This window comes from Streptomyces sp. NPDC002734, from assembly GCF_040295685.1.
Taxonomy (GTDB): Bacteria; Actinomycetota; Actinomycetes; order Streptomycetales; family Streptomycetaceae; genus Streptomyces.
The window spans coordinates 64,478-87,934 of record NZ_JBEOVU010000004.1 but is presented as its reverse complement, the minus strand read 5'-3'; the positions used below and the strand labels follow the sequence as shown (position 1 = coordinate 87,934).

The 23,457-nt window shown below is 73.0% G+C and carries 24 protein-coding genes and 1 pseudogene; 18 read left to right on the top strand and 7 right to left on the bottom strand.

All coding sequences use genetic code 11. From position 1 onward, the window contains the following. Positions 1-60 precede the first annotated feature (60 nt). From ABT026_RS05320 to ABT026_RS05290, 7 genes are all read left to right on the top strand, one after another. Complete coding sequence (locus ABT026_RS05320; protein ID WP_351112362.1) at positions 61-1,329, top strand: helix-turn-helix domain-containing protein; 1,269 nt, start codon at positions 61-63, stop codon at positions 1,327-1,329. Beyond that, entirely contained in the window at positions 1,326-1,874 is a 549-nt protein-coding gene (locus ABT026_RS05315) for a PIN domain-containing protein (protein WP_351112360.1), read from the top strand. Before ABT026_RS05320 ends, ABT026_RS05315 begins: the two co-directional genes overlap by 4 nt. Positions 1,875-2,271: 397 nt before the next feature. Then, a complete protein-coding gene (gene argC / locus ABT026_RS05310) occupies positions 2,272-3,312 on the top strand; it encodes an N-acetyl-gamma-glutamyl-phosphate reductase (RefSeq protein WP_351112358.1) in 1,041 nt (346 codons plus the stop codon). Then, a complete protein-coding gene (gene argJ / locus ABT026_RS05305) occupies positions 3,309-4,460 on the top strand; it encodes a bifunctional glutamate N-acetyltransferase/amino-acid acetyltransferase ArgJ (protein ID WP_351112356.1) in 1,152 nt (383 codons plus the stop codon). The genes argC and argJ overlap by 4 nt, the downstream gene beginning before the upstream one ends. Continuing rightward, the gene (argB, locus tag ABT026_RS05300; protein ID WP_351112353.1) at positions 4,457-5,413 is read left to right on the top strand and encodes an acetylglutamate kinase; all 957 of its coding nucleotides are present in this window, start codon (positions 4,457-4,459) and stop codon (positions 5,411-5,413) included. Before argJ ends, argB begins: the two co-directional genes overlap by 4 nt. Before the next feature lie 38 nt (positions 5,414-5,451). Further along, positions 5,452-6,621, top strand: coding sequence for an acetylornithine transaminase (locus ABT026_RS05295; protein WP_351112767.1), 1,170 nt, complete (start codon positions 5,452-5,454; stop codon positions 6,619-6,621). 51 nt (positions 6,622-6,672) lie between these two features. Beyond that, positions 6,673-7,224, top strand: coding sequence for an arginine repressor (locus ABT026_RS05290; protein ID WP_351112351.1), 552 nt, complete (start codon positions 6,673-6,675; stop codon positions 7,222-7,224). A 28-nt stretch (positions 7,225-7,252) separates the two neighbouring features. Here ABT026_RS05290 and ABT026_RS05285 read toward each other — a convergent pair. From ABT026_RS05285 to ABT026_RS05275, 3 genes and pseudogenes are all read right to left on the bottom strand, one after another. Further along, positions 7,253-7,962 (bottom strand): annotated as a pseudogene (locus tag ABT026_RS05285) (hypothetical protein). Positions 7,963-7,972: 10 nt separating this feature from the next. Next, positions 7,973-8,560, bottom strand: a complete 588-nt coding sequence (locus ABT026_RS05280) for a pyridoxamine 5'-phosphate oxidase family protein (protein WP_351112349.1) — start codon at positions 8,558-8,560, stop codon at positions 7,973-7,975. Between the two features lie 55 nt (positions 8,561-8,615). After that, entirely contained in the window at positions 8,616-9,308 is a 693-nt protein-coding gene (locus ABT026_RS05275; RefSeq protein WP_351112347.1) for a hypothetical protein, read from the bottom strand. Positions 9,309-9,479: 171 nt separating this feature from the next. On the opposite strand from ABT026_RS05275, the gene argH reads away from it, so the two are divergent. Next, a complete protein-coding gene (gene argH / locus ABT026_RS05270; RefSeq protein WP_351112344.1) occupies positions 9,480-10,907 on the top strand; it encodes an argininosuccinate lyase in 1,428 nt (475 codons plus the stop codon). Between the two features lie 109 nt (positions 10,908-11,016). On the opposite strand, the gene ABT026_RS05265 is transcribed toward argH, so the two are convergent. Then, the gene (locus ABT026_RS05265) at positions 11,017-12,156 is read right to left on the bottom strand and encodes an FAD-dependent oxidoreductase (protein WP_351112764.1); all 1,140 of its coding nucleotides are present in this window, start codon (positions 12,154-12,156) and stop codon (positions 11,017-11,019) included. Positions 12,157-12,186: 30 nt separating this feature from the next. On the opposite strand from ABT026_RS05265, the gene ABT026_RS05260 reads away from it, so the two are divergent. Then, the gene (locus ABT026_RS05260; protein WP_351112342.1) at positions 12,187-12,879 is read left to right on the top strand and encodes a TetR/AcrR family transcriptional regulator; all 693 of its coding nucleotides are present in this window, start codon (positions 12,187-12,189) and stop codon (positions 12,877-12,879) included. Between the two features lie 51 nt (positions 12,880-12,930). Here the strand turns inward: ABT026_RS05260 and ABT026_RS05255 are convergent, their stop codons facing one another. Next, complete coding sequence (locus ABT026_RS05255; protein ID WP_502967904.1) at positions 12,931-13,620, bottom strand: lysophospholipid acyltransferase family protein; 690 nt, start codon at positions 13,618-13,620, stop codon at positions 12,931-12,933. Between the two features lie 376 nt (positions 13,621-13,996). On the opposite strand from ABT026_RS05255, the gene ABT026_RS05250 reads away from it, so the two are divergent. The 3 genes from ABT026_RS05250 (at position 13,997) to ABT026_RS05240 (ending at position 16,354) form a co-directional block, all read left to right on the top strand. Further along, positions 13,997-15,118, top strand: a complete 1,122-nt coding sequence (locus tag ABT026_RS05250) for a glycerophosphodiester phosphodiesterase (RefSeq protein WP_351112340.1) — start codon at positions 13,997-13,999, stop codon at positions 15,116-15,118. Between the two features lie 153 nt (positions 15,119-15,271). Then, positions 15,272-15,781 carry a sigma-70 family RNA polymerase sigma factor gene (locus ABT026_RS05245; RefSeq protein ID WP_351112337.1) on the top strand — a complete coding sequence of 170 codons (510 nt, stop codon included), beginning with the start codon at positions 15,272-15,274 and terminating at the stop codon, positions 15,779-15,781. 45 nt (positions 15,782-15,826) lie between these two features. After that, on the top strand, positions 15,827-16,354 hold the full coding sequence (locus tag ABT026_RS05240) for a GNAT family N-acetyltransferase (protein WP_351112334.1): 528 nt from the start codon (positions 15,827-15,829) through the stop codon (positions 16,352-16,354). 70 nt (positions 16,355-16,424) lie between these two features. On the opposite strand, the gene ABT026_RS05235 is transcribed toward ABT026_RS05240, so the two are convergent. Both ABT026_RS05235 and ABT026_RS05230 read right to left on the bottom strand, forming a co-directional pair. Beyond that, complete coding sequence (locus ABT026_RS05235) at positions 16,425-16,862, bottom strand: hypothetical protein (protein WP_351112332.1); 438 nt, start codon at positions 16,860-16,862, stop codon at positions 16,425-16,427. 1 nt (position 16,863) lies between these two features. Next, positions 16,864-17,223: a hypothetical protein gene (locus tag ABT026_RS05230; RefSeq protein ID WP_351112330.1), complete on the bottom strand. Its 360-nt coding sequence runs from the start codon at positions 17,221-17,223 to the stop codon at positions 16,864-16,866. A 163-nt stretch (positions 17,224-17,386) separates the two neighbouring features. On the opposite strand from ABT026_RS05230, the gene ABT026_RS05225 reads away from it, so the two are divergent. From ABT026_RS05225 to cbiE, 6 genes are all read left to right on the top strand, one after another. Then, complete coding sequence (locus tag ABT026_RS05225) at positions 17,387-18,040, top strand: HAD family hydrolase (protein WP_351112329.1); 654 nt, start codon at positions 17,387-17,389, stop codon at positions 18,038-18,040. A 397-nt stretch (positions 18,041-18,437) separates the two neighbouring features. Beyond that, on the top strand, positions 18,438-19,517 hold the full coding sequence (locus ABT026_RS05220) for a methionine ABC transporter ATP-binding protein (protein ID WP_351112327.1): 1,080 nt from the start codon (positions 18,438-18,440) through the stop codon (positions 19,515-19,517). Continuing rightward, the gene (locus ABT026_RS05215) at positions 19,514-20,281 is read left to right on the top strand and encodes a methionine ABC transporter permease (protein WP_351112325.1); all 768 of its coding nucleotides are present in this window, start codon (positions 19,514-19,516) and stop codon (positions 20,279-20,281) included. The genes ABT026_RS05220 and ABT026_RS05215 overlap by 4 nt, the downstream gene beginning before the upstream one ends. Before the next feature lie 119 nt (positions 20,282-20,400). Further along, on the top strand, positions 20,401-21,243 hold the full coding sequence (locus ABT026_RS05210; RefSeq protein WP_351112322.1) for a MetQ/NlpA family ABC transporter substrate-binding protein: 843 nt from the start codon (positions 20,401-20,403) through the stop codon (positions 21,241-21,243). A 150-nt stretch (positions 21,244-21,393) separates the two neighbouring features. Next, on the top strand, positions 21,394-22,002 hold the full coding sequence (locus ABT026_RS05205) for a GNAT family N-acetyltransferase (protein WP_351112319.1): 609 nt from the start codon (positions 21,394-21,396) through the stop codon (positions 22,000-22,002). A 106-nt stretch (positions 22,003-22,108) separates the two neighbouring features. Further along, positions 22,109-23,317 carry a precorrin-6y C5,15-methyltransferase (decarboxylating) subunit CbiE gene (gene cbiE / locus ABT026_RS05200; RefSeq protein ID WP_351112317.1) on the top strand — a complete coding sequence of 403 codons (1,209 nt, stop codon included), beginning with the start codon at positions 22,109-22,111 and terminating at the stop codon, positions 23,315-23,317. The last annotated feature ends 140 nt before the right edge of the window (positions 23,318-23,457 follow it).

Genomic DNA, 23,457 nt, shown 5'->3' with positions numbered 1-23,457 from the left:
AGCGGAAGGCCACCCGGACGGGGCATTGCGATTTTCGCAACGCGGGGCTAACGTCACTGTATGGACGAGTCTGTGCACGACCGGGTACGCAAGGTCATGGACGCGGCGTCCCTCAGCCAGGCGGCGTTCGCGGAGCGGGTCGGGCTGACCGCGGACAAGCTGTCCAAGTCCCTCAACGGCGTCCGCCGCTTCACCTCGCTGGACCTCGCCCGCGTCGCGGAGTTCGGCGACACGACGGTCGACTGGCTGCTCAGCGGCCGCGAACCGCTCCGGCCGAGCTTCGCCGCGAGGACGGCGGGGGCGGGGAGGAACAGCCCAGCCGCACCCCCGGACGTGCGGACCGGCGGGGCGCCGGGAGCCGGAGGTCCCTCGGACGCCTCGCTCGAGTCCTTGCTGCGGCGCTTCACCGGCGCGTACGAGGTGCTCGAAGCCCTCGGGCGCGCTCGCCCTCTCCCCGAACTGCCCGCTCCGCCGGAGGGCGTGGAAAGGTTCGTCGACCAGGGCGAGGCGCTGGCCCGGGAAGCCCTGGCGCTGCTGGAGTCCCACGGGGTGGCCTCGGTGGCAGAGCTGGACACCCCCCAGTTGGTCGACGTCGTCGACCAGGTCTTCGGGGTCGACGTCGCCCAGGTCGGCCTGCCCGCGGGGGTGGACGGCGTCGCCTGGCACACCGACGCGTTCCGCCTCGTCCTCCTGGCCCGCACCGACCGGTGGACGCGCCAGCGCTTCACCCTCGCCCACGAGCTGGGCCACGTGCTCGCCCGCGACGCCCAACAGCCGCTGGCCGAGCGGCACCTGGCGCCGGGCCACCAGAAGAACTACGACGAGGTCCGCGCCAACGTCTTCGCGGCCGGGTTCCTGATGCCGGAACGGGAGGTGGCGCTCGCGGTGGAGAAGGCGGGGCACCTGCCCAGGGCCGCCGGCACGGCCGACCTCGCCGACCTCGCCGATCTCCCCGAGGCGACCCAGGCCGCGCTGGTCGTACGGTTCCAGGTCTCGCCCAGCGCGCTGGCCGCCCGCCTCCACCAGCTCGGCGTGATCTCCGGCGAGGCGAGGAAGACCCTGCGCGGCATGACGACCGAGCAGTGTCACCTGCTCGTCGGCGAGGCCGGCCGGCTGCAGGACCGCACGGCCTCCGCCGTCGCCGAGCGCGTCCCGTCCGGCCCGGCCCGTGGCCTCTACGACGCGTACGAGGCGGCCGAGACCACGCTGCGACCGCTCGCCGCCTACCTGGACCGGGAGGCCGACGTCCTGCGTGAGCAGCTGGCCCCCGAGGCGTCGGCCGCGGCCCTGCCCGCCGAGGAGAAGGGCGACCTCGTCTTCCAGCCATGAGCAGACCTTGGTGGTTCCCCGACAACACGGTCCTGTGCAGCTTCGCGGCGGTGGACCGGCTCGCGTTACTGGAGAAGGTCCTGGACGACCGGGGCCGCTGGACCCAGGCGGTCGCCTACGAGGCGCAGCGGTCGGCCGTCCACCTCCCTGCCCTCGGCGGACTGGCCGACGGGGCGGGCTGGCTGGGCGAGCCGATCGAGGTCGACGGCGAGGTCGAACAGGCCCTCGTCGAGCGGCTGCGGCGCGTCGTCTTCGGCGGCCTCGCCCACCGGCCGCTGCAGCACCTCGGCGAGGCCGAGACGCTGGCCGTCATCGAGACCCGGCGCGAGTTCCGCACCGCCGTGTGGATCACCGACGACGCCGACGCGGGCCGCTACGCCCACCGTCGCGGCATCCGGGTGCTCGACACCGTCGGCGTGATGCGTGAGGCCGTCGCCCGCGGCCTCGTCCCCGCCGCCGAGGGCCACCGCCTCCTCGTCACCATGCGCGAACGCGGCCGCCACCTGCGCGGCATCCCCCTCCGCCCGGAGGACCTGCACGGGTGAACCCGACCGGTCAGGGGTGCTTCCCGTGAGTCTCCCCGCGGTGGAGAACCCAGAGGTGGCCGGGCCGGAACGGGGCTCAAACGGGGCTTATGCGTCGCCCAGGCGCAGCTCGTCGCGCAGACCTTCCCGCAGCACGACCCCGCTCAGGCTGTCGTCGGCGAGGTCCCGTGACCATTCCGCCCGGAGCTCGGCAAGATCCGTTCGCCGCTCCGGATCCCAGCCGACAGCGGCGGCGGCATGGCCGTCGAGCCGCCCGAGCGCCTCGTACGGCTGGTGCCCCGGGTCGGTCAGCTCGGCCGTCGCTCCGGCCCGCGCAGGGTCCGTGTCCGCTCCCTGATCACCTCATTGCATAAAAATGCGCGCCACCGTATAGTCGTGCCATCGATAGGGAGGACCCATGACGGTACGAGCGGCGGTTGCCGGAGCGAGTGGATACGCGGGCGGAGAGCTGCTGCGGCTGCTGATCGCGCACCCCGAGGTGGAGATCGGCGCACTGACCGGGAACTCCAACGCGGGGCAGCGGCTCGGCGCGCTGCAGCCGCACCTGCTGCCGCTGGCGGACCGGGTGCTGGAGGCGACCACCCCCGAGGTGCTCGCCGGGCAGGGCCGACGGCACGATGTGGTCTTCCTCGCGCTGCCGCACGGCCAGTCCGCCCCCGTCGCCGAACAGCTCGGCCCCGACGTGCTGGTGATCGATGTCGGAGCGGACTTCCGGCTGAAGGACGCCGCCGACTGGGAGAAGTTCTACGGCAGCGCCCACGCCGGTACCTGGCCCTACGGCCTGCCCGAACTGCCGGGCGCCCGCGCCGCGCTGGAGGGGTCCAAGCGTGTCGCGGTGCCCGGTTGCTACCCGACCGCCGTGTCGCTGGCCATGTTCCCGGCCTACGCCGCCGACCTGGCCGAGCCGGAGGCCGTGATCGTCGCCGCCTCCGGCACCTCCGGCGCCGGCAAGGCCGCCAAGCCGCACCTGCTGGGCAGCGAGGTCATGGGCTCCATGTCGCCCTACGGCGTCGGCGGCGGCCACCGGCACACGCCGGAGATGATCCAGAACCTCAGCGCCGCCGCCGGGGAGCGGGTGAGCGTGTCGTTCACGCCGATGCTCGCGCCCATGCCGCGGGGCATCCTCGCCACCTGCAGCGCCAAGGCCAAGCCCGGCGTCACCCCCGGGACCGTGCGCGACGCCTACGCGAAGGCGTACGCGGACGAGCCGTTCGTCCACCTGCTCCCCGAAGGGCAGTGGCCGGCCACCGGCTCGGTCGTCGGCTCCAACGCGGTCCAGGTGCAGGTCGCGTACGACGAGGCCACCGGCCGCGTGATCGCCGTCGCCGCCGTCGACAACCTCACCAAGGGCACCGCCGGCGGCGCCGTGCAGAGCATGAACATCGCACTGGGTCTGGACGAGACCACCGGACTTTCCACGATCGGAGTCGCACCGTGAGCGTCACGGCAGCCAAGGGATTCACGGCGGCGGGCATCGCCGCCGGCATCAAGGAGAACGGCAACCCCGACCTCGCCCTGGTCGTCAACAACGGCCCCCGTCTGGCCGCCGCGGGCGTCTTCACCTCCAACCGCGTCAAGGCCGCGCCGGTGCTGTGGTCCGAGCAGGTCCTCAAGGGCGGCGAGGTGTCCGCCGTGGTCCTCAACTCCGGTGGCGCCAACGCCTGTACGGGTCCGAAGGGCTTCCAGGACACGCACGCCACCGCGGAGAAGGCCGCCGAGGTCCTCGGACTGAACGCCGCCCAGGTCGCGGTCGCCTCGACCGGACTGATCGGCGTGCTGCTCCCGATGGACAAGCTGCTGCCCGGCATCCCCGCGGCCGCGGCGCAGCTCTCGGAGCACGGCGGCGAGAAGGCCGCCATCGCCATCAAGACCACCGACACGGTGCACAAGACCGCGGTGGCCGGCGGCGACGGCTGGACGGTCGGCGGCATGGCCAAGGGCGCGGGCATGCTCGCCCCGGGCCTGGCCACCATGCTCGTGGTGATCACCACCGACGCCGACCTGGACTCCGCCGTCCTGGACAAGGCGCTGCGCGACGCCACCCGCGTCACCTTCGACCGCGTCGACTCCGACGGCTGCATGTCCACCAACGACACCGTGCTGCTGCTCGCCTCCGGCGCCTCCGGGATCACGCCCGGCGAGCAGGAGTTCGCGGCCGCCGTCCGCGCCGTCTGCGACGACCTCGGCCAGCAGCTGATCCGCGACGCCGAGGGCGCCAGCAAGGACATCAAGGTGGAGGTCGTCAACGCCGCCACCGAGGCCGACGCCGTCGAGGTCGGGCGCTCCATCGCCCGCAACAACCTCCTCAAGTGCGCCATCCACGGCGAGGACCCCAACTGGGGCCGCGTGCTCTCCGCCATCGGCACCACGGGCGCCGCCTTCGAGCCCGACCGGCTCAACGTCGCCATCAACGGCGTCTGGGTCTGCAAAAGCGGCGGCGTCGGCGAGGACCGCGAACTGGTCGACATGCGCTACCGCGAGGTGCACATCGTCGCCGACCTCGCGGCCGGCGACGAGACCGCCACCATCTGGACCAACGACCTCACCGCCGACTACGTCCACGAGAACAGCGCGTACTCCTCATGACGACAGCCGGGAACAAGAGCAGCAAGAACAGCAGCGGCCCCACCCGCCGGCACACCGCCCTGCCCAAGGCGCAGATCCTCATCGAGGCGCTGCCCTGGCTGACCCGCCACCGCGGGAAGACCGTCGTCATCAAGTTCGGCGGCAACGCCATGGTCGACGAGCAGCTCAAGGCCGCCTTCGCCCAGGACGTCGTCTTCCTCCACCACGCCGGCCTCAAGCCGGTCGTGGTGCACGGCGGCGGCCCGCAGATCAGCGCCGCGCTCGACCGGCACGGCATCGTCAGCGAGTTCAAGGCCGGGCTGCGGGTCACCACCGAGGAGGCCATGGACGTGGTCCGGATGGTGCTCGCCGGGCAGGTCCAGCGCGAACTGGTCGGGCTGCTCAACCAGCACGGCCCGCTCGCCGTCGGCCTCACCGGCGAGGACGCCCACACCCTGACCGCGACCAAGCACCTGGCCGAGATCGACGGCGAGCTCGTCGACATCGGCCGGGTCGGAGAGATCACCGCGATCGACACCGGCGCCGTCGAGGCGCTGCTGGCGGACGGCCGGATCCCGGTCGTCTCCTCGATCGCCCGTTCCCAGGACGACGGACATGTCTACAACGTCAATGCTGATACGGCGGCTGCGGCACTCGCTGCGGCGCTCGACGCGGAAACCCTCATGGTCCTCACCGACGTCGAGGGCCTCTACGAGGACTGGCCGAACAGCGACGAGGTGATCAGCCGCCTCACCGCGAGCGAGCTCGAGAAACTCCTGCCGGAGCTTTCCGCCGGCATGGTGCCGAAGATGGAGGGCTGCCTGCACGCCGTGCGCAACGGCGTCGGCAACGCCCGTGTCATCGACGGCCGGGTCCAGCACTCGATCCTGCTGGAGATCTTCACCGACGAGGGCATCGGCACGATGGTCGTGCCGGACGGGCCCGTCGTCGCCGACGAGGAGGGGCAGTCGTGAGCGACACCGAACTGAAGGAGCGCTGGAGCGGCGCCCTGATGAACAACTACGGCACCCCCCGGCTGGCGCTCGCCCGCGGCGAGGGCGCCAAGGTCTGGGACGCCGACGGCAAGGAGTACCTCGACTTCGTCGGAGGCATCGCCGTCAACGCCCTCGGCCACGCCCACCCGGCGATCGTCGAGGCGGTGTCCCGGCAGATCGCCTCGCTGGGCCACATCTCCAACTTCTTCGCCGCCGAACCCACCGTGGCGCTCGCCGAGCGGCTGATCGAGCTGTTCGGGCGGAGCGGCCGGGTCTTCTTCTGCAACTCCGGCACCGAGGCCAACGAGGCCGCCTTCAAGCTCGGCCGGCTCACCGGCCGCGGCCACGTGGTGGCCACCCAGGGCGGCTTCCACGGCCGCACCATGGGCGCGCTGGCCCTCACCGGCCAGCCCGGCAAGCAGGAACCCTTCCGCCCGCTGCCCGGCGACGTCACCCACGTCCCCTACGGCGACGCGCAGGCCCTGGCGGCCGCCGTCACCGAGGACACCGCCATGGTGATCATCGAGCCGGTGCAGGGCGAGAACGGCGTGGTCGTGCCCCCGGCCGGCTACCTCAAGGCCGCCCGGGCCATCACCGCCGCGAGCGGCGCGCTGCTGGTCCTCGACGAGGTGCAGACCGGCATCGGCCGCACCGGCCACTGGTTCGCCTACCAGGCCCACGAGGGTGTGCTGCCCGACGTGGTCACCCTGGCCAAGGGCATCGGCGGCGGTCTCCCGCTCGGCGCCGTCGTCGCCTTCGGGCGGGCGGCCGAGCTGTTCCAGCCTGGTCACCACGGCACCACGTTCGGCGGCAACCCGGTCGCCTGCGCGGCCGGCCTCGCCGTCCTGGACACCATCGCCGCCGACGGACTGCTCGACAACGTCAAGCGGCAGAGCGAGCGCCTCGTCACCGGAATCGAGGCCCTGGGCGCCGATACGATCTCCCACGTCAGGGGCGAGGGACTGCTGCTGGGTATCGTGCTCACCGGGCCGCTCGCACCCCGCGTGCAACAGGCGGCCCAGGAGGCCGGGTTCCTGGTGAACGCGCCCGCCCCCGACGTGGTCCGGCTGATGCCCCCGCTGACCCTGACCGACGCGGAGACGGACGCCTTCCTCCAGGCGTTCCCCGGCATCCTCGCCACGGCCGCCGACACGGTCACGGCGACGGCCGACGCCACGACCCGCTAGGCGGAAGAACCGCCGAGGACGGACGAACCGGATCCGGAGACGAAACACACGATGAGTCAGGCGCAGGACCACGAGCAGCACGGCGGGCCCGCCGTGCCGCAGACCCGCACCGCCCGGCACCGCCGGATCGTCGACATCCTCAACCGGCAGCCGGTGCGGTCGCAGAGCCAGCTGGCCAAGCTGCTCGCCGACGACGGGCTGAGCGTCACCCAGGCGACGCTCTCCCGGGACCTCGACGAGCTGAACGCGGTGAAGATCCGCAACACCGACGGCGAGCTGATCTACGCGGTGCCCAGCGAGGGCGGCTTCCGCACCCCGCGTGCGCCGCTGGGGGAGTCCGCCAAGGAGGAGCGGATGCGGCGGCTCTCCGGGGAGCTGCTGATCTCCGCGGAGGCTTCCGCCAACCTCGTGGTCCTGCGCACCCCGCCCGGGGCCGCCCAGTTCCTCGCCTCCGCCATCGACCAGGCGGAGCTTCAGGACATCCTGGGCACCATCGCCGGTGACGACACCCTGCTGCTGATCAGCCGGGACCCGTCCGGCGGCCAGGCGCTCGCCGACCACCTGCTGTCGCTGGCGCAGAACAGCCGGCGGACCACCCCCTGACCGGCCGTCGGGCGCGCCCGACGGCCGGTCAGTAACGCGTGATCGCCGTCGGCCCGTCCGCCGTGCCGATCGCGTGTGCGGGGCGCGGGCCGGGTCGGCCCAGCGCAGGACGCGGCGCATCGCTCCGGCCGGTACGGACACGCAGCCGGCCGTCGCGCCACGGCCGTCGACGTGCAGGAAGATGCCCGCGCCACGTTCGCGCACCGGCCTGCGGTAGTTGAAGCCGATCACCAGCGCGTGCGCGTACTGCGCGCGGTAGGCGACCAGGTGCTCGGCCTCGCCGGGCCGGCAGTCCGCGGCCAGCGGCTCGCTCCAGCGGTTGTAGGCGCGGCTGTCGTTGTCCTGGCACCACCAGGAGTCCGGCCCCACCCGCCGGTACCGGACGCGGACGTCCGCGGGCGCCGGCTCGACACCGAAGGCGAACGGCAGGTCGTACAGGCCGGTGGGCGTCGTGGAGGTGCCCTGCCGGCGGGTCGCGCCGTCGGCCGGCCCGTTCGCCCCGAACCAGGCGGGCGCCGACCCGGCCCGCGCCCAGCCGGCCGGGGTGCGGTCCCACCAGGTGACCGTGCCGGTCGTGCTGCCGGTGGCCGCCGCCTCCGCGGTGATCAGCTGCGAGCCGCCGCCGGTGTCCGCCATCCGCGCGGGCAGCGGCAGCGGCGGCGGGGGAGCGTCCGGGGCGGTCCAGGCGGCGAGCAGGGGCAGGCACAGGGCGATGGCGACACCGGGGCGCAGGCGCATGCGCCCATCGTCAGGGAGCCACCGGAGGCAGCGGGAGCGGCACGCCGGGCAGGCCGTCGATGCTGGTGGCGATGTGGTCCTTCTTGGCGAAGTACGCGCTCAGCGACTCGTCGTCCTCGCGGGCGAACCGCTTCGCGTGCAGGTCGCGGTCCTCCTCGTACGTCATGTGCGGCACCGCGAACCCGCAGGCGTCGCGGATCAGCCGGGCCGTGACGACCACGATCGCCCGCAGCCCGTGGTTCCCGGACTCGATGTCCGGGAAGTGCGCGAACAGTTCCGGGAAGCGCGGGTCGTCGCGGAAGACGGCCTCACCGGTGCCGTGCACCCGCAGCACCGTCGGCGGGCCCTGCCAGGCGCACCACATCAGGGTGATCCGCCCGTTCTCGCGCAGGTGCGCCACGGTCTCGGCGTTCGAGCCGGCGAAGTCCAGGTACGCGACGGTGTGGTCGTCCAGGACCGCCAGGGAGCCCTTGAGGCCCTTGGGGGAGAGGTTCACCGTGCCGTCGGCGGCGAGGGGAGCGGTGGCGGTGAAGAAGACGGGCTGAGCCTCGATGAACGCGCGGAGCCGGTCGTCGATCCGGTCGTATGACTTACCCATGCGGCAATCCTCCTGCGAACTCGCCTGAGGCGTGCGGCAATTCCGAGGAGTGGACTCAGCCGCACTCGCGGACCGGGCAGAGCTCGACGTCGTCCGACACGTCCTCCAGGGAGACGATCGCCGCGCGCAGCTGGTCCCGGCGGTCCTCGGGGAGGTCGTCCGGGAAGCGGACCTGGAGAGTCCAGCCCGAGTCGTTGCCCAGCATGAACACGTCGGTGGCCCCGAGGTGTTCCAGCTGACCGGCCGGGGGCTCCATCTCCTCGAGCTCGTCGTCGGTGGCGGTGATCGTCGCCCGGAAGGTGTGCGGCTCGGCCAGCCGGGGGCCGATCTCCAGCTCCCACGCGCCCCAGAGCACGCCGGCGACGGCGGCCGTCACGACCAGCCTGCCGAGGCCGGTCAGGGCCGCCGCGCCGATCCTGCCCCGGCGTGGGCCCGCCGCGGCCGCCGCCGCGAGCAGGAGCGCGGCCGGGAGGAACAGGAAGAGGGCGAAGAAGGCGCCGAGCACCGACATCACGGTCAGGTAGCCGCTCAGGATCGCGCAGCGGCGCGCGAACGACCGGTGGGTCAGGCCGCGCCGGAGCGTGACGCCCAGGGGCGCGGCCACCACCACGAACACGGGGACGAGGCCCGCGGCCAGGTAGGTCGCGCACGCCGTCCCCAACACCACGCAGGCCCACGCTCCCGCCAGCAGGACACGCTGGCGCCGGTGCACGCCCAGGTCCGCGCTCCCGTCCTGTACAACCGTCATGACCCACCCCCGAGTTATTTGAACATGTTCAATGTAGCCGGGCGGCTGCCGCGCCGGACCGGCCGGGAGTGAATTGACGATTCATGCGGAGCACTGCATAATCATGCATAGCGGCGACGGCGCACCACCCGGTCGCACCCCATCGGCCTTCGGCAACGAGGAGCACAGCAAGTGAGCAGCAACAGCGGTGACGTCCGCCTCTGGGGCGGCCGGTTCGCGGACGGCCCCGCCGAGGCGCTGGCGAAGCTGTCGGCGTCGGTCCACTTCGACTGGCGGCTGGCGCCCTACGACATCGCGGGTTCCCGCGCCCACGCCCGGGTGCTCCACCAGGCAGGTCTGCTCACCGCCGACGAGCTCGAGCGCATGATCGCCGGCCTTGACCAGCTGGAGCAGGACGTCGCCTCCGGCTCCTTCGTGGGCACCATCGCCGACGAGGACGTCCACACCGCCCTCGAGCGCGGACTGCTGGAGCGGCTCGGCCCGGACCTCGGCGGCAAGCTGCGCGCCGGCCGGTCCCGCAACGACCAGGTCGCCACGCTGTTCCGGATGTACCTGCGCGACCACGCGCGAATCGTCGGCGGGCTCATCGCCGACCTCCAGGACGCGCTGATCGGCCTCGCCGAGGCGCACCCGGACGTCGCCATGCCCGGCCGCACCCACCTCCAGCACGCCCAGCCGGTGCTCTTCGCCCACCACGTCCTGGCCCACGTCCAGGCGTTCACCCGGGACGCCGAGCGACTGCGGCAGTGGGACGAGCGCACCGCCGTCTCCCCCTACGGCTCGGGGGCGCTGGCCGGCTCCTCGCTCGGCCTCGACCCGGAGGCGGTCGCCAAGGACCTCGGCTTCGAGCACGGCTCGGCCGCCAACTCCATCGACGGCACCGCGTCGCGCGACTTCGTCGCGGAGTTCGCGTTCATCACCGCGATGATCGGCGTCAACCTCTCCCGGATCGCCGAGGAGATCATCATCTGGAACACGAAGGAGTTCTCCTTCGTCACCCTGCACGACGCCTTCTCCACCGGCTCCTCGATCATGCCGCAGAAGAAGAACCCGGACATCGCCGAGCTGGCGCGCGGCAAGTCCGGGCGTCTGATCGGCAACCTCACCGGACTGATGGCCACCCTCAAGGCCCTCCCGCTCGCGTACAACCGCGACCTGCAGGAGGACAAGGAGCCGGTCTTCGACTCCATCGACCAGCTCGAGGTCCTGCTCCCCGCCTTCACGGGCATGATGGCCACCCTCACGGTGCACCGCGAGCGCATGGAGGAGCTGGCCCCGGCCGGGTTCTCGCTGGCCACCGACATCGCGGAGTGGCTGGTCAAGCAGGGCGTGCCGTTCCGGGTGGCGCACGAGGTGGCCGGCGAGTGCGTGAAGGCCGCGGAGGCGGAGGGCAAGGAACTGGACGAGCTGACGGACGAGCAGTTCGCGAAGATCAGCGAGCACCTCACGCCGGAGGTGCGGAGCGTGCTGAACGTTCCCGGCGCCCTGGCTTCGCGCGACGGCCGCGGCGGCACCGCCCCGAGCGCGGTCGCCGTCCAGCTCGCCGAGGTCAAGCAGGACGTCGCCGCCCAGCACGCCTGGTCCACCGCCCGCGCCTGAGCCCCGCTCCGGCCGCACGGCCCTGACACGCGGTTTCGGCCCCGTCCCGTTCGCGCGGGGCGGGGCCGACACCGTGTGCCCCGGCTCCGCCGTCCGCCGGTCAGGACGGCTACGACGGCTGGACCTCGTCGAAGAGCGCGAGGGCTCCGGCCGGGTCCGGGCTCACCAGGCGTTCCAGTCCGGCCGCCGTCATCTCCGCCCACCTGCCCGCCCGCGCCCACATCCGTTCCTCGAAGGCGCGGACGGCCTCGTCCGGATCGGAGCCGCCGGCCAGGGCCTCGGCGAGTTCGGCGCCCTCCAGCATCGCGAGGTTCGCGCCCACCCCCAGCGGGGGCATCAGATGGGCGGCGTCGCCCAGGAGCGTCACCCCGGGGACGTGCGGCCAGGTGTGGGCCGCCGGCAGGACGTACAGGGGGCGGTGGACGAAGGCGGTGGCGGGGGCGAGCAGGTCGAGGACAGAGGCGGCCCAGCCGTCGAACAGGGCCAGCAGGCTCGACCGCACCGCCTCCACGTCGGCCGGGTCCAGATCCGCGTACCGGTCCAGCGGCGCCCGGAACTGGGCGTACACCTTGACGTGGCCGCCGCTGTTGCGCTGCGCCACCAGACCCCGGTTCACCCCGTAGACGGCCACCGAACCGTCGCCGATCAGCCGGGCGAGTTCGGGGTGGCGGGTGTCCACGTCGTCGACGGAGGATTCGACGTACGTGACGCCGGTGTAGTGGGGCGTCACCGGCGAGAGGGCCGCGCGCGTCCGGGACCAGGCGCCGTCCGCGCCGACCACGAGGTCGAACGCCTCCTGCCGCCCGTCCGCGAAATGGATCACGGCGCCCTCCGGCGTCCCCGGCTCCACCCGCGTCACCTTCCGCCCCCACCGGACGTCGAGAGGTCCGAGCAGCAGGTCGCGGAGCTGCCCGCGGTCGATCTCCGGGTTGGCCCGGTCGTCCGGACCGGGTCGCCAGTCGCGCAGGACGGTGCCGTCCGGGGCGAGGATGCGCATGGCCTGTCCCTCCGGACGGGACAGCGCCTGGAACTCCTTCAGCAGGCCCGCCTTGTCCAGCGCGGTCTGGCCCAGCCCCTCGTGAAGGTCCAGTGCGCCGCCCGGCGGGCGGGCGTCGGGGGCGGGATCGCGCTCCAGGACGGTGACGCGGCAGCCGTGGCGGTGCAGGACACGGGCGAAGGTGAGGCCTCCCGGGCCACTGCCCACAACAGCGATACGATGTCTCATGGCGATACACTGTATTGCCTCGATACGGTGTATCACAGGGAAGCGGTGGACTTCATGAGTGTGTGGGACCGGCCGGAGCCGCCGAACCGCCCCGTACCGCTCGACCGGGAGCGGATCGTCGCCGCCGCCGTCGCGCTGGCCGACGAGGGCGGTCTGGGCGAGGTGTCGTTGCGCAAGGTCGCCGCCCGGCTCGGCGCGGGCCCGATGCGGCTCTACGGCTTCATCTCCACCAAGCAGGAACTGCTCGACCTCATGCTGGACGAGGTGTACGCCGAGATCCTGCCCGAGGAACAGTCCGGTGACTGGCGTGAGGCGCTGAGCATCCTCGCCCACCGCACCAGGGCCGCCGCCCTCCGGCACGAATGGCCGGCCGACCTGCTGGGCGGCCGGGCGACTCTCGGCCCGAACGCCCTCGCGGTGGGCGAGGCCTCGCTGGCCGCCCTGGACGGGCGGGCCGGCATCGACACCGCACTGCGCGCGGTGGAGACGGTCAACGCCTACGTCACCGGCGCGATCAGACGCGAGATCGCCCACGTGCGGGCCGAGCGCGCCACCGGCATGTCGAAGCACGACTGGCAGCGCGCCTCCGGGCCGCGGCTGACCCGGATGCTGGACACGGGCCGCTTTCCCGCGCTGGCCAAGGCCGTGTACGACGGCACGGACGTGGACGCCGAGACGTCCTTCGCGACCGGCCTGGACTGGGTCCTCGACGCGGTGGCCGCCAAGCTCGCCCCGCCGCCGGCCTGACGTCCGCCCCGCGCCGGGGGCGGGCGGACCCGCGGCGTGCCGCCCCCGAGGTCAGGCCGCCTTGGCCTTGGTGGCGTACATGTCGACGTACTCCTGGCCCGAGAGCCGCATGACCTCGGTCATGACCGAGTCGGTGACCGCCCGCAGCACGTACCGGTCGCGGTCCATGCCCTCGTAGCGGGAGAACTCCATCGGCTCGCCGAACCGCACCGTGACCCGGCCGGGCCGCGGCATGCCGTTGCCGCCGGGCTGCAGCTTGTCCGTGCCGATCATGGCGAACGGCACCACCGGCGCCCCGGTCATCAGGGTCAGCCGCGCGATGCCGGTGCGGCCCCGGTAGAGACGGCCGTCGGGGGAGCGGGTGCCCTCCGGGTAGATGCCGAAGACCTTGCCCTCCTCCAGCACCCGCCGCCCCGTCATCAGCGCCGCCACACCGCCGTTCGCGCCGTCACGGTCGACCGGGATCATGCCGACGCCGGTGAAGAACCAGGCCATCAGGCGGCCCTTGATCCCCGTGCCGGTGACGTACTCGTCCTTGCCGATGAAGAGGACCTGCCGGTCGGTGACCAGGGGCAGCACGATGGAGTCGATGAAGGTCAGGTGGTTTCCGGCCAGGATCACCGCCCCCGTCCCGGGAATGTTCTCCGCGCCTTCGACGCGTGGGCGGAACATCAGGCGCATGATCGGTCCGAGCACTGCCTTGATGAGCGCGAAGCGGGACAACGAGCCCTCCCATGTCAAGGGGTCCGACGGAAACGGACGAGTCCGTGCAGGTGAGGACGATACTCGCGCGGATGCCCAGGACGCACATCCGGTTGACGGACCCGTTGCACACTGTTGACCTCGTGTCACCTGCCCGGCCCGCAACGACATCGGTACGTCACACGGGTGGAACACGGCACGAGTCCGAGCGGACACCCGCTGTTTTCCGCCCCGTCGTTCCGGGGACCTTCAACCGTCATGGACGCGCACCTACGATCCGGCCGACCTGTTGTCGTGATCTCACGAGGGAGCACCGATGGCGAGAAGCGAAGGAACCGCAGGACCCGCAGGACCGGCGCGGGCCGAGGGCCCAGCGGCCTTGGGGGAAGGCGCCCGGGGCGCCGGACGGCGGGCCGTGCTGGGAGCCGCACTGCTGGGCGCCTCCGCGGCCGCGCTGGGGACGGGCGGCGCGGCCGTGGCCGCCGAGGGTGACGCGGGACGCGGCCGGGGTCTCGCCGGGCTTCCCAAACCAGCGGTGATCGCCCACCGCGGCGCCAGCGGCCACCGCCCCGAGCACACCCTCGGCGCGTACCAGCTCGCCCTGGACATGGGCGCGGACATCGTCGAGGCCGGCGACCTGGTGATCACCAAGGACGGCCACCTGGTCTGCCGTCACGAGCCCGAGATCGGCGGCACCACCGACGTCGCCGCCCACCCCGAGTTCGCCGGCCGCCGCACCACCAAGTCGCTGGACGGCGTCGCCACCACCGGCTGGTTCGCCGAGGACTTCACGCTGGCCGAGCTGAAGACCCTCCGCGCCAAGGAGCGGGTGCCGGCCAACCGCCCGCACAACACCCTCTACGACGGCGTCTGGGAGATCCCCACCTTCGAGGAGGTACTGCGCTGGCAGGACGAGCAGGCCCGCAGGCGCGGCAAGCAGGTCTTCATCTACCCCGAGCTCAAGCACCCCAGCTACTTCCGCGAGCAGGGCCTGCCGCTGGAGGAACGTCTCGCCAAGGTGCTGCGCCGGCACGGCAAACACCGCCGCACCTCGCCCGTGCTCCTTCAGTCCTTCGAGCCGACCAGCATCCGCAGGATGCGCGAACTGGTCGACAACCCGCTCGCCGTGCTGCTCTCCTCGGCGGGAACCCGCCCCTGGGACCTCCAGCAGCAGGGAGACCCCCGCAAGGTCTCCGACCTGATCACCCCGCAGGGCCTCGCCTGGATCGCCTCCTTCGCGGACGGCATCGGGCCCACCCTCGACCTGATCGTCCCGCGCGACGCGGCCGGGAACCTGACCTCGCCGACCACCCTGGTCGCCGACGCGCACAAGGCGGGACTGATCCTCCACCCGTACACCATGCGCAACGAGAACCCGTTCCTGCCGGCGAACTTCCGCCGCGGCGCCGAGCCCGACGCCTACGGCGACGCGTTCGCGGCGTTCAGCGCCTACTTCGACACCGGCATCGACGGCGTCTTCACCGACCAGCCCGACACCGGGCTGCTGGCCCGCGAGCTCTGGCGCGCGGCACGCTGATCCGCCCGGCCGGTCCCCGTCGGGCTCCGGCCCACGGAGCAGGAGGCCCCTGCGTGCGACCGGCGTCAACCGGGCGCACGCGGGGGCCTTCGTCAGGGTGACATCGGCCCGAGGGAGGCAACCGCCGGCTCCGGACCGCCGTCCTGTGAGCGTATGAAGCCGCACGACATGGTGGACCGGCTGCGCCCCCTGCTGGCCGCCGAGGCGGCGGCCGAGGCCGTCGCCGCCGGAGCCGAGGCAGGGGACCTGGAGCAGGCCGTGTGGCTCCGGCTCCTGGAGCGCCTCCAGCGGGCCGACCCGCCGGGCGACCCGGCCCGCTGGCTGCGCGGGGCGGTGCGCGCCGAGGCCCGCGCCGCGCGTCGCGCCGCCCGCCGGGAACGCGCCCTGCGCCGCGACCCGGCCGACGAGACCTGGCCCGGCCCCGAACAGCTGGCCCTGGCCTCGGCCCGCCGCCGCGCCCTCCAGGAAGCCGTCCGGCGGCTGCCCGGCCGCTGCCCCCGGCTGCTCACCGCGCTCTTCTCGCCGCACGACCTCACCTACCGGGAGATCGCCCGGGAGTTGGGTATCTCACAGGGCAGTCTCGGCCCGGAACGCTCCCGATGTCTGGGATGTCTGCGGCGGCTGCTCGGTCCGGAGGTTGCGCCGCGTCCGGGGCGGGGATAGGTGTGAAGGACCACTGGTGAGCAAGTGAGCGGGAGGCATGCACACATGGGCATGAGCGTGACCATCTCCAGGGCGACCGAGCAGGACGCCGAGCAGATCTTCCGGCTCAGGTATCTGTGCTTCCAGAGCGAGGCCGTGATCTACGGCGACCACCGCCTGGGCCCGCTGACGGAGTCCCTCGCCGACGTCCGCGCGGAGATCGCCTCCGGCATCGTCTGCGTGGCCCGCCTGGGCGAGGAGGTGATCGGCGCCGTCTACGGCCGGGTGACCGCCGACGACGCGGGCGAGATCGACGGACTGTGCGTCCACCCCCGCCTGCAGGGGCACGGCATCGGAGCCCGGCTGCTGCGCGCCGCCGAGGCCGCGGTGACCGAGAGCTCCCAGGTGGCGGCCTTCCGGCTGAGCGCCGGCAACCGCAGCGAGCCCGGACTGCGGCTCTACCGCCGCCTCGGGTACCGGGCCACCGGCCGCGCCGAGGGGCCGGACGGCATCCCGCGGATCGTCCTCGAGCGGACGACGGCGGTCGGCCAGGAACCGGACGCCGGGACGGCGGTCTACGCGGCCACGGCCTGACGGCGGGCCTACGCGGGGACGGTCCGGCGGCGGCCTACGCGGCCACGGCCCGACGGTCCCCGGCGCCGTCCTACGCGGCCACGGCCCGACGGTCCCCGGCGGAGCCCCGGACCAGCCAGTACAGGGCGGTCACCGGCAGGAGCACCGGGATGAAGAGGTAGCCCATCCCGAAGTCCGACCAGACCGTCGCGTCCGGGAAGGCCCCGGGGTCGGCCAGCGTCCAGGCGCCGACCACCAGGACGCCGAGCAGCTCGGCGGCGCAGCACACCACCGCCGCCCGCCGGGCCCGCTCACCTCCGCGCACCAGCGTGTAGGTGATGAAGCCGTAGACCACCCCGGCCAGCGCCGACAGCGAGTACGCCAGCGGAGCCCGGTCGAACTCGGTGGAGATCTGGTAGGCCGAGCGGGAGACCGCGCCGACCACCATCACGCCGTACAGCCACACCAGGAGGATGCCCGGCCCGGAGATCAGCCTCCGGCGGGGCGGCGTCGTCTGCTCCGGCGTCATCTCAGGCTCCCCAGATGTCGTAGAGCCGCACCTGCAGCACGGCCAGGACGAAACCGCCCGCGGCGACCGTGAGCGAACCCCAGCGGGTGCGCTCGGCCAGCGACATGAACCCCGCCGCCGGCACGCAGGCGAAGGCGCCGAGCAGGTAGGACACGAAGATCACCGTGCCCTGCTCGGGCTTCTCGCCACGGGCCAGCTGCACCACACCTACCACCAGCTGCACCGTGGCCAGCAGCGCGACCACGGCCATGCCGATGAAGTGCCAGTCCTTGGTCGGCTGGTCGCGCCAGGCGGCCCAGCCGCACCAGGCGGCGAGGAGGAGTGCGGCCACGGCGGTCGCCACGGTCAGGGCTACGAGCATGCGGAGACTGTATTACGGGGGGATTGTCCCCCCGTCGGCCGCCCCCGCCCTCCGGGCCCGCGCGCGAGGGGCCGCGACCGCCCCCGGGGGCCTGGGACGGAGCCTCGGCCAGGGTCGAAGCCTCGGCCGGGGCTTCGACCGGGGCCTTGGTTAGGGTCGAAGTATGACGATCCTCCACGCCGACGCCCTGCTGTTCGACAACGACGGCACGCTCCTGTCCTCCCTGGACTCGGTCACCCGGTCCTGGACGGCCTGGGCCCACGAGCACGGCGTCACCCGCGAGCAGTTCGGCGCGATCGAGCTCCACGGCCGCCCCGCGGCCGAGATAGTCGCCGACCTGCTGCCCGCGGACCGGGTGCCCGCCGCCGTCGCCCGCATCGAGGAGATCGAGGTGGAGGACGTGCCGTACGGAGGAGTGACCGCGCTCCCCGGCACCCGGGAGTTCCTGCACGGCCTGCCCGCCGACCGGTGGGCCGTCGTCACCTCCGCCTCCCGTCGGCTCGCCGAGGCGCGCCTCGCCTGGGTCGGCCTCACCACCACGACCCTGGTCGCCGCCGACGACATCACCTGCGGCAAGCCGGACCCGGAGCCCTACCTGCTGGCCGCCAAGGCGCTCGGCGTCGACCCCTCCCGCTGCCTCGTGTTCGAGGACGCCCCCGCCGGCCTGCGCTCCGGCCGCGCGGCCGGCATGCGCACGGTGGCGTTGGCCACAACCCACCCGGCGCACGAGCTGGAGGCCGACCTGGTGGTCCCGGACCTGTCCGCCCTGTCGGCGCAGGTCACTCCGGACGGCATCGCGGTCTCCCGCCTCGCCTGAACCAGGTCGAACCGGACGCCGAACCAGCCGCTGACCGGACAGGGTGTCCGCATGCCGGACACCCTGTCCCTCTTGCCTGTGATCGTCTGATTTACTTACGCCCATGACCACGACGAGCCGCACCACCCCTGCGACCGAGGCGAACCCGACGCCCGGTGCTCGTCGCATGTGTCGAATGCGCGCCTGTTAGAGGGCCCCTGCAAGACGTTAGGCCTCGCGCCCCGAAGCGAGCCCCGCGGCCTCACCGTGCCGCCCGCGCACCACGGATCCCCCGTCCTCCCTCCGCCGCACCGCCGTGGCCGGAGCCGGAGCGGCGCGCCGTGCCGCGGTCCGACCGAATGCACCCGTGACCGGGGCGCCACCCCGCCCCCGGCACTCGACAGTGACGGAAACCCCTGTGATCACCACCTCGGGTCTGACCAAGATCTACCGCTCCGGCGGCCGTGAGGTCACCGCCATCGACGGCGTCGACCTCCACGTCCGCGAGGGGGAGGTCTTCGGCGTCATCGGCCAGTCCGGCGCCGGCAAGTCCTCCCTCATCCGCTGCGTCAACCTCCTGGAGCGCCCCACCTCCGGCACGGTCACCGTCGCCGGGCAGGACCTCACCGCCCTCGCGGGGCGCGGCCCGCGCGCCTCCAAGGCGCTGCGCCAGGCCCGCAGCCGCATCGGCATGGTCTTCCAGCACTTCAACCTGCTCTCCTCGCGCACCGTGCAGGAGAACGTCGAGCTGCCCCTGGAGATCCTCGGCCGCTCCGGCCGCGACCGCTCCGCCAAGGCCCTCGAACTGCTCGACCTGGTCGGCCTCGCCGACAAGGCCAAGGCCTACCCGGCCCAGCTCTCCGGCGGCCAGAAGCAGCGCGTCGGCATCGCCCGCGCCCTGGCCGGCGACCCCAAGGTCCTCCTGTCCGACGAGGCGACCAGTGCCCTCGACCCGGAGACCACCCGCTCGATCCTCCAGCTGTTGCGCGACCTCAACCAGCAGCTCGGCCTGACCGTGCTGCTGATCACCCACGAGATGGACGTCGTCAAGACGGTCTGCGACTCCGCCGCCCTGATGGAGCGCGGCCGCGTCGTCGAGTCCGGCACCGTCGGCGAGCTGCTCGCCACCCCCGGCTCCCAGCTCGCCGCCGCGCTCTTCCCGGTCGGCGGCGGCGCCTCCGGCCCGGGCAGCACCGTCCTGGACATCACCTTCCACGGCGAGTCCACCGGCCGCCCGGTCATCTCCCAGCTCGCCCGTACCTACAACGTGGACGTCTCCATCCTGGGCGCCGCGGTCGACACCGTCGGCGGCGCGCAGATCGGCCGGATGCGCATCGAACTGCCCGGCCGCTACGACGACAACGTCGTCCCGGTCGGCCTCCTGCGCGAGCAGGGCCTCCAGGTGGAGCTCGTCACCTCCGACGAGAAGGCCGCCCTCGACGAGAAGGCCGGCGTCAACGCGAAGGCCGGCGTCAACGCGAAGGAAGTGACCAAGTGACCTGGTCCGAAATGCAGCCGCTGCTCAGCCAGGCCAGCTGGGACACCCTGTACATGGTCGGCTGGTCCACCCTCATCGCGATCGTCGGCGGCCTGCCGCTGGGCGTCCTGCTGGTCCTCACCGACCGCGGCGGCCTGCTCCAGAACGTCGTCGCCAACAAGGTGATCGGCCAGGTCGTCAACATCGCCCGCTCGCTGCCGTTCATCATCCTGATGGTCGCGCTGATGAGCTTCACCCGCCTGATCACCGGCACCACCATCGGCCGCGACGCCGCCATCGTGCCGCTGGCCATCGGCGCCATCCCGTTCTTCGCCCGCCTCGTCGAGACCGCCGTCCGCGAGGTCGACCACGGACTGGTCGAGGCCGTGCAGGCGATGGGCGGCAACACCTGGACGGTCGTCCGCAAGGTCCTCGTCCCCGAGGCGCTGCCCTCACTGATCTCCTCCGCGACCACCACCGTCGTCGCCCTCATCGGCTACTCCGCGATGGCCGGCACGGTCGGCGCCGGCGGACTCGGCGACATCGCCATCCGCTACGGCTACCAGCGGTTCGAGACCGGGCTGATGTGGGTCACCGTGGCGGTCCTCGCCGTGGTCATCGCCCTCATCCAGTTCGCCGGCGACGCCGGGGCCCGCGCCCTGCACCGCCGCGGCGGACGCGGCGGCCCCGCTCCCCGGCTGCGCCTGCTGAAGGCCAAGGAGCCCGAGGCCGCCGCCGACGGCGCCGCCGCCTCCGACGCCGCCGGGGTCGGCAAGGCCGCCTAGGCCCCCGTCCGCCCACCTCCGGACCGCCCCCCGGCGGCCCACCCCCAGACCTCCCCGCACCCGACGCGGGGGAGCACCACCAGGCACGCCCCGCGTGCCGCAACGGAAAGGCACTTTTCGTGCGTAACACCGCCAAGCTTCTCAACGGCAAGGTCGCCACCGCCCTCCTGACCGCCGGAGCCCTCTCCCTCGGCCTGACCGCCTGCGGCGGCTCCGACGACAAGGCCGCCGCCACCGACGGCCCCCTCGTCGTCGCCGCGACCCCCGTGCCGCACGCCGAGGTCCTCACCTACGTCAAGGACAACCTGGCGAAGAAGGCCGGACTCGACCTGCAGGTCAAGGAGTTCACCGACTACGTGACTCCCAACACCGCCACCGAGGACGGCTCCGTCGGCGCCAACTACTTCCAGACCAAGCCGTACCTCGACGACTTCAACAAGAAGAACGGCACCCACCTCGTGCCCGTCGTCGCGGTCCACCTCGAGCCCCTCGGCCTCTACTCGAACAAGTTCGAGAAGGCCGACGAGCTGAAGAGCGGCGCCACCGTCGCCGTCCCGAACGACACGGCCAACGAGGCCCGCGCCCTCCAGCTCCTCGCCGACAAGGGCCTGATCGAGCTGAAGAAGGGTTCGGAGAGCGAGGCCACCCCGGCCGACATCACCAAGAACCCCAAGAAGCTCCAGTTCAAGGAGCTCGAGGCGGCCCAGACCCCGCGCGCCCTCGACGACGTCGACGCCGCCGTGGTCAACGGCAACTACGCCATCGAGGCCGGCCTCAAGCCCGCCCAGGACGCCCTGGTGCTCGAGTCCGCCGAGAACAGCCCCTTCGGCAACCTCCTCGTCGTCAAGGAGGGCTCCGAGAACGACCCGCGCGTCAAGAAGCTCGTCAAGCTGCTCACCTCCCCCGAGGTGAAGAAGTTCATCGAGGACAAGTACGCCGGCTCCGTCATCGCCTCCTTCTGAGGCGACGCCACGTCCTGACCGACGCCCCGTCAGGCAAGCGGGGTCCACTCCGGCCGCCGGAGTGGACCCCGCCGTCCTGATCGGTGATTTCATGCTGCATGCTGAAGAGTTCAGCAGGTCCGAACGGTTCCCCGACACCCGGAGCGGCGCATGAACGGCACCTTCCCCGACATCTCCATCAGCACGGAGCGGTTGGTCCTGCGTCCGCTCGAGGAGGCGGACGTCCCCGCCTACACCGAGATGCTGAACGACGAGCAGGTCGTCGCCTGGACCTCCGTCCCGCACCCCTACACCGAGGACCACGCCCGCCGGTGGATCGCCGAGGGCGCCCCCGCCGAGCGCACCGAGGGCCGCGGCATCGTCCTGGCCGTCACCGAGTTCCTCACCCAGCGCCTGGTCGGCACACTGCGCCTGCACCACACCGACTGGCGGATCCGCTCCGCCGAGGTCGCCTACGTGATCGCCCCCTGGGCCCGCGGCGAGGGCTACGCCACCGAGGCCACCGTGGCCGCCGCCCAGTGGCTCTTCCGCGACCAGAAGTTCGAGCGCATGGAACTGCGCACCGCCGCCGACAACGCCGCCTCCCAGCAGGTCGCGCAGAAGATCGGCTGCATCAGCGAGGGCGTGCTGCGCGGCGCCTTCATAGCCCGGGCCAAGGACGACACCGGCGTGTGGAGCGACGTGCGCACCGACCTCATCGTCTGGAGCCTGCTCCCGGAGGACTTCGAGGGCGTCGGCGAGTACGCGGACTGGGACTGACCCTTGCTCCGCCGTCCGCGGGGTAACCTCACAGCGCGCCCCCGACCGGGCCCGCCCGACCGCCCGCGGACAGCACCGCACACCACCCCCCTGGAGACTGACGACGATGGCCGACCGCGTCACGGTGATCGGCTGGGACGGCTCGCCTCTGACCGCCGCGGGACTCTCCGCGCTCGGCGCCGCCACCCTGGTGGCCGGAGCCCCCCACCACCTGGCACTGCCCGAGGTGCCGCCCACCGCCGAACGCGTCACCCTCGGCAGTCTCCCGCTCGCCGCCCGCCGGATCGCCGGCCACCGCGGCACCGCCGTGGTCCTCGCCGACGGGGACCCCGGCTTCTTCGGCGTCGTGCGCACGCTGCGCGCACCGGAGTTCGGGCTCGAGGTCGAGGTGGTCCCGGCCGTCTCCTCGGTCGCCGCCGCCTTCGCCCGCGCCGGAATGCCCTGGGACGACGCCCTGGTCGTCGTCGCCCAGCCGCGCACCCTGCGCCGCGCCGTCAACGTCTGCCGCGCCCACACCAAGGTCGCCGTCCTCACCGCCCCGGGCGCCGGACCCGCCGAGCTCGGACTGCTCCTCGAGGGCGCGCCCCGCACCTTCGTGGTGTGCGAGGAACTCGGCACCGACCGCGAGCAGGTGAGCATCGTCACCTCCGACCGCGCCGCCGACCACAGCTGGCGCGACCCGAACGTGGTGATCGCCATCGGCGCCCCGACCCTCGCCGAGTCCGCACCCTGGATCGCCGGACGCGCGCCCACCGGTCCCCGCGGCTGGGTCCTGCCCGCCGACTGCTACGACGGGCCCCTGGGCGAGGCGGAGGCGGAACCCCTGCGGGCCGCCCAACTGTCCCGGCTGGGCCCGCGCCTGGGCGACCTGGTCTGGGACATCGGCTGCGGCAGCGGCGCGTTCTCCGTCGAGGCCGCCCGCGCCGGGGCCGCCGTCATCGCCGTCGACCGCGACCCGGAGGCCTGCGCCCGCACCGAGCGCGCCGCCCGCCGGGCCGGTGTGCAGCTGCAGACCGTCCGGGGCGCTGCCCCGCACGTCCTGGAGGACCTGCCCGAGCCCGACGTGGTGCGGATCGCCGACGGGGGAGCGGAGGTGATCGCCGCCGTCGCCGACCGCCGGCCCGAGCGGATCGTCGCCCACGTCCCCACCCGGGACGTCGCCGAACTCGCGGGCCGCCGCCTGGCCGAGCGCGGTTTCGCGGTCGACTGCTCGCTCCTGCAGTCCGTCACCCTCGACGCCGAGCAGTGGACCGAGAACGGCCGCAGCGTCGGATTCCTCCTCTGCGGCGAACGTCCCCGCGAGCGGACCCGCTGACCCCCGGCGCGCACGCCGCCGCCCGCCGTCAGTAGCGCCCCGTGATCGAACGGTGTCGGGGCGCGGGGTAGGCTGGCCGATCGTTGTACCACGCCTGGATTTCGGTTCTCGTCGGACCATGTCCGGACAAGACCGCCGGC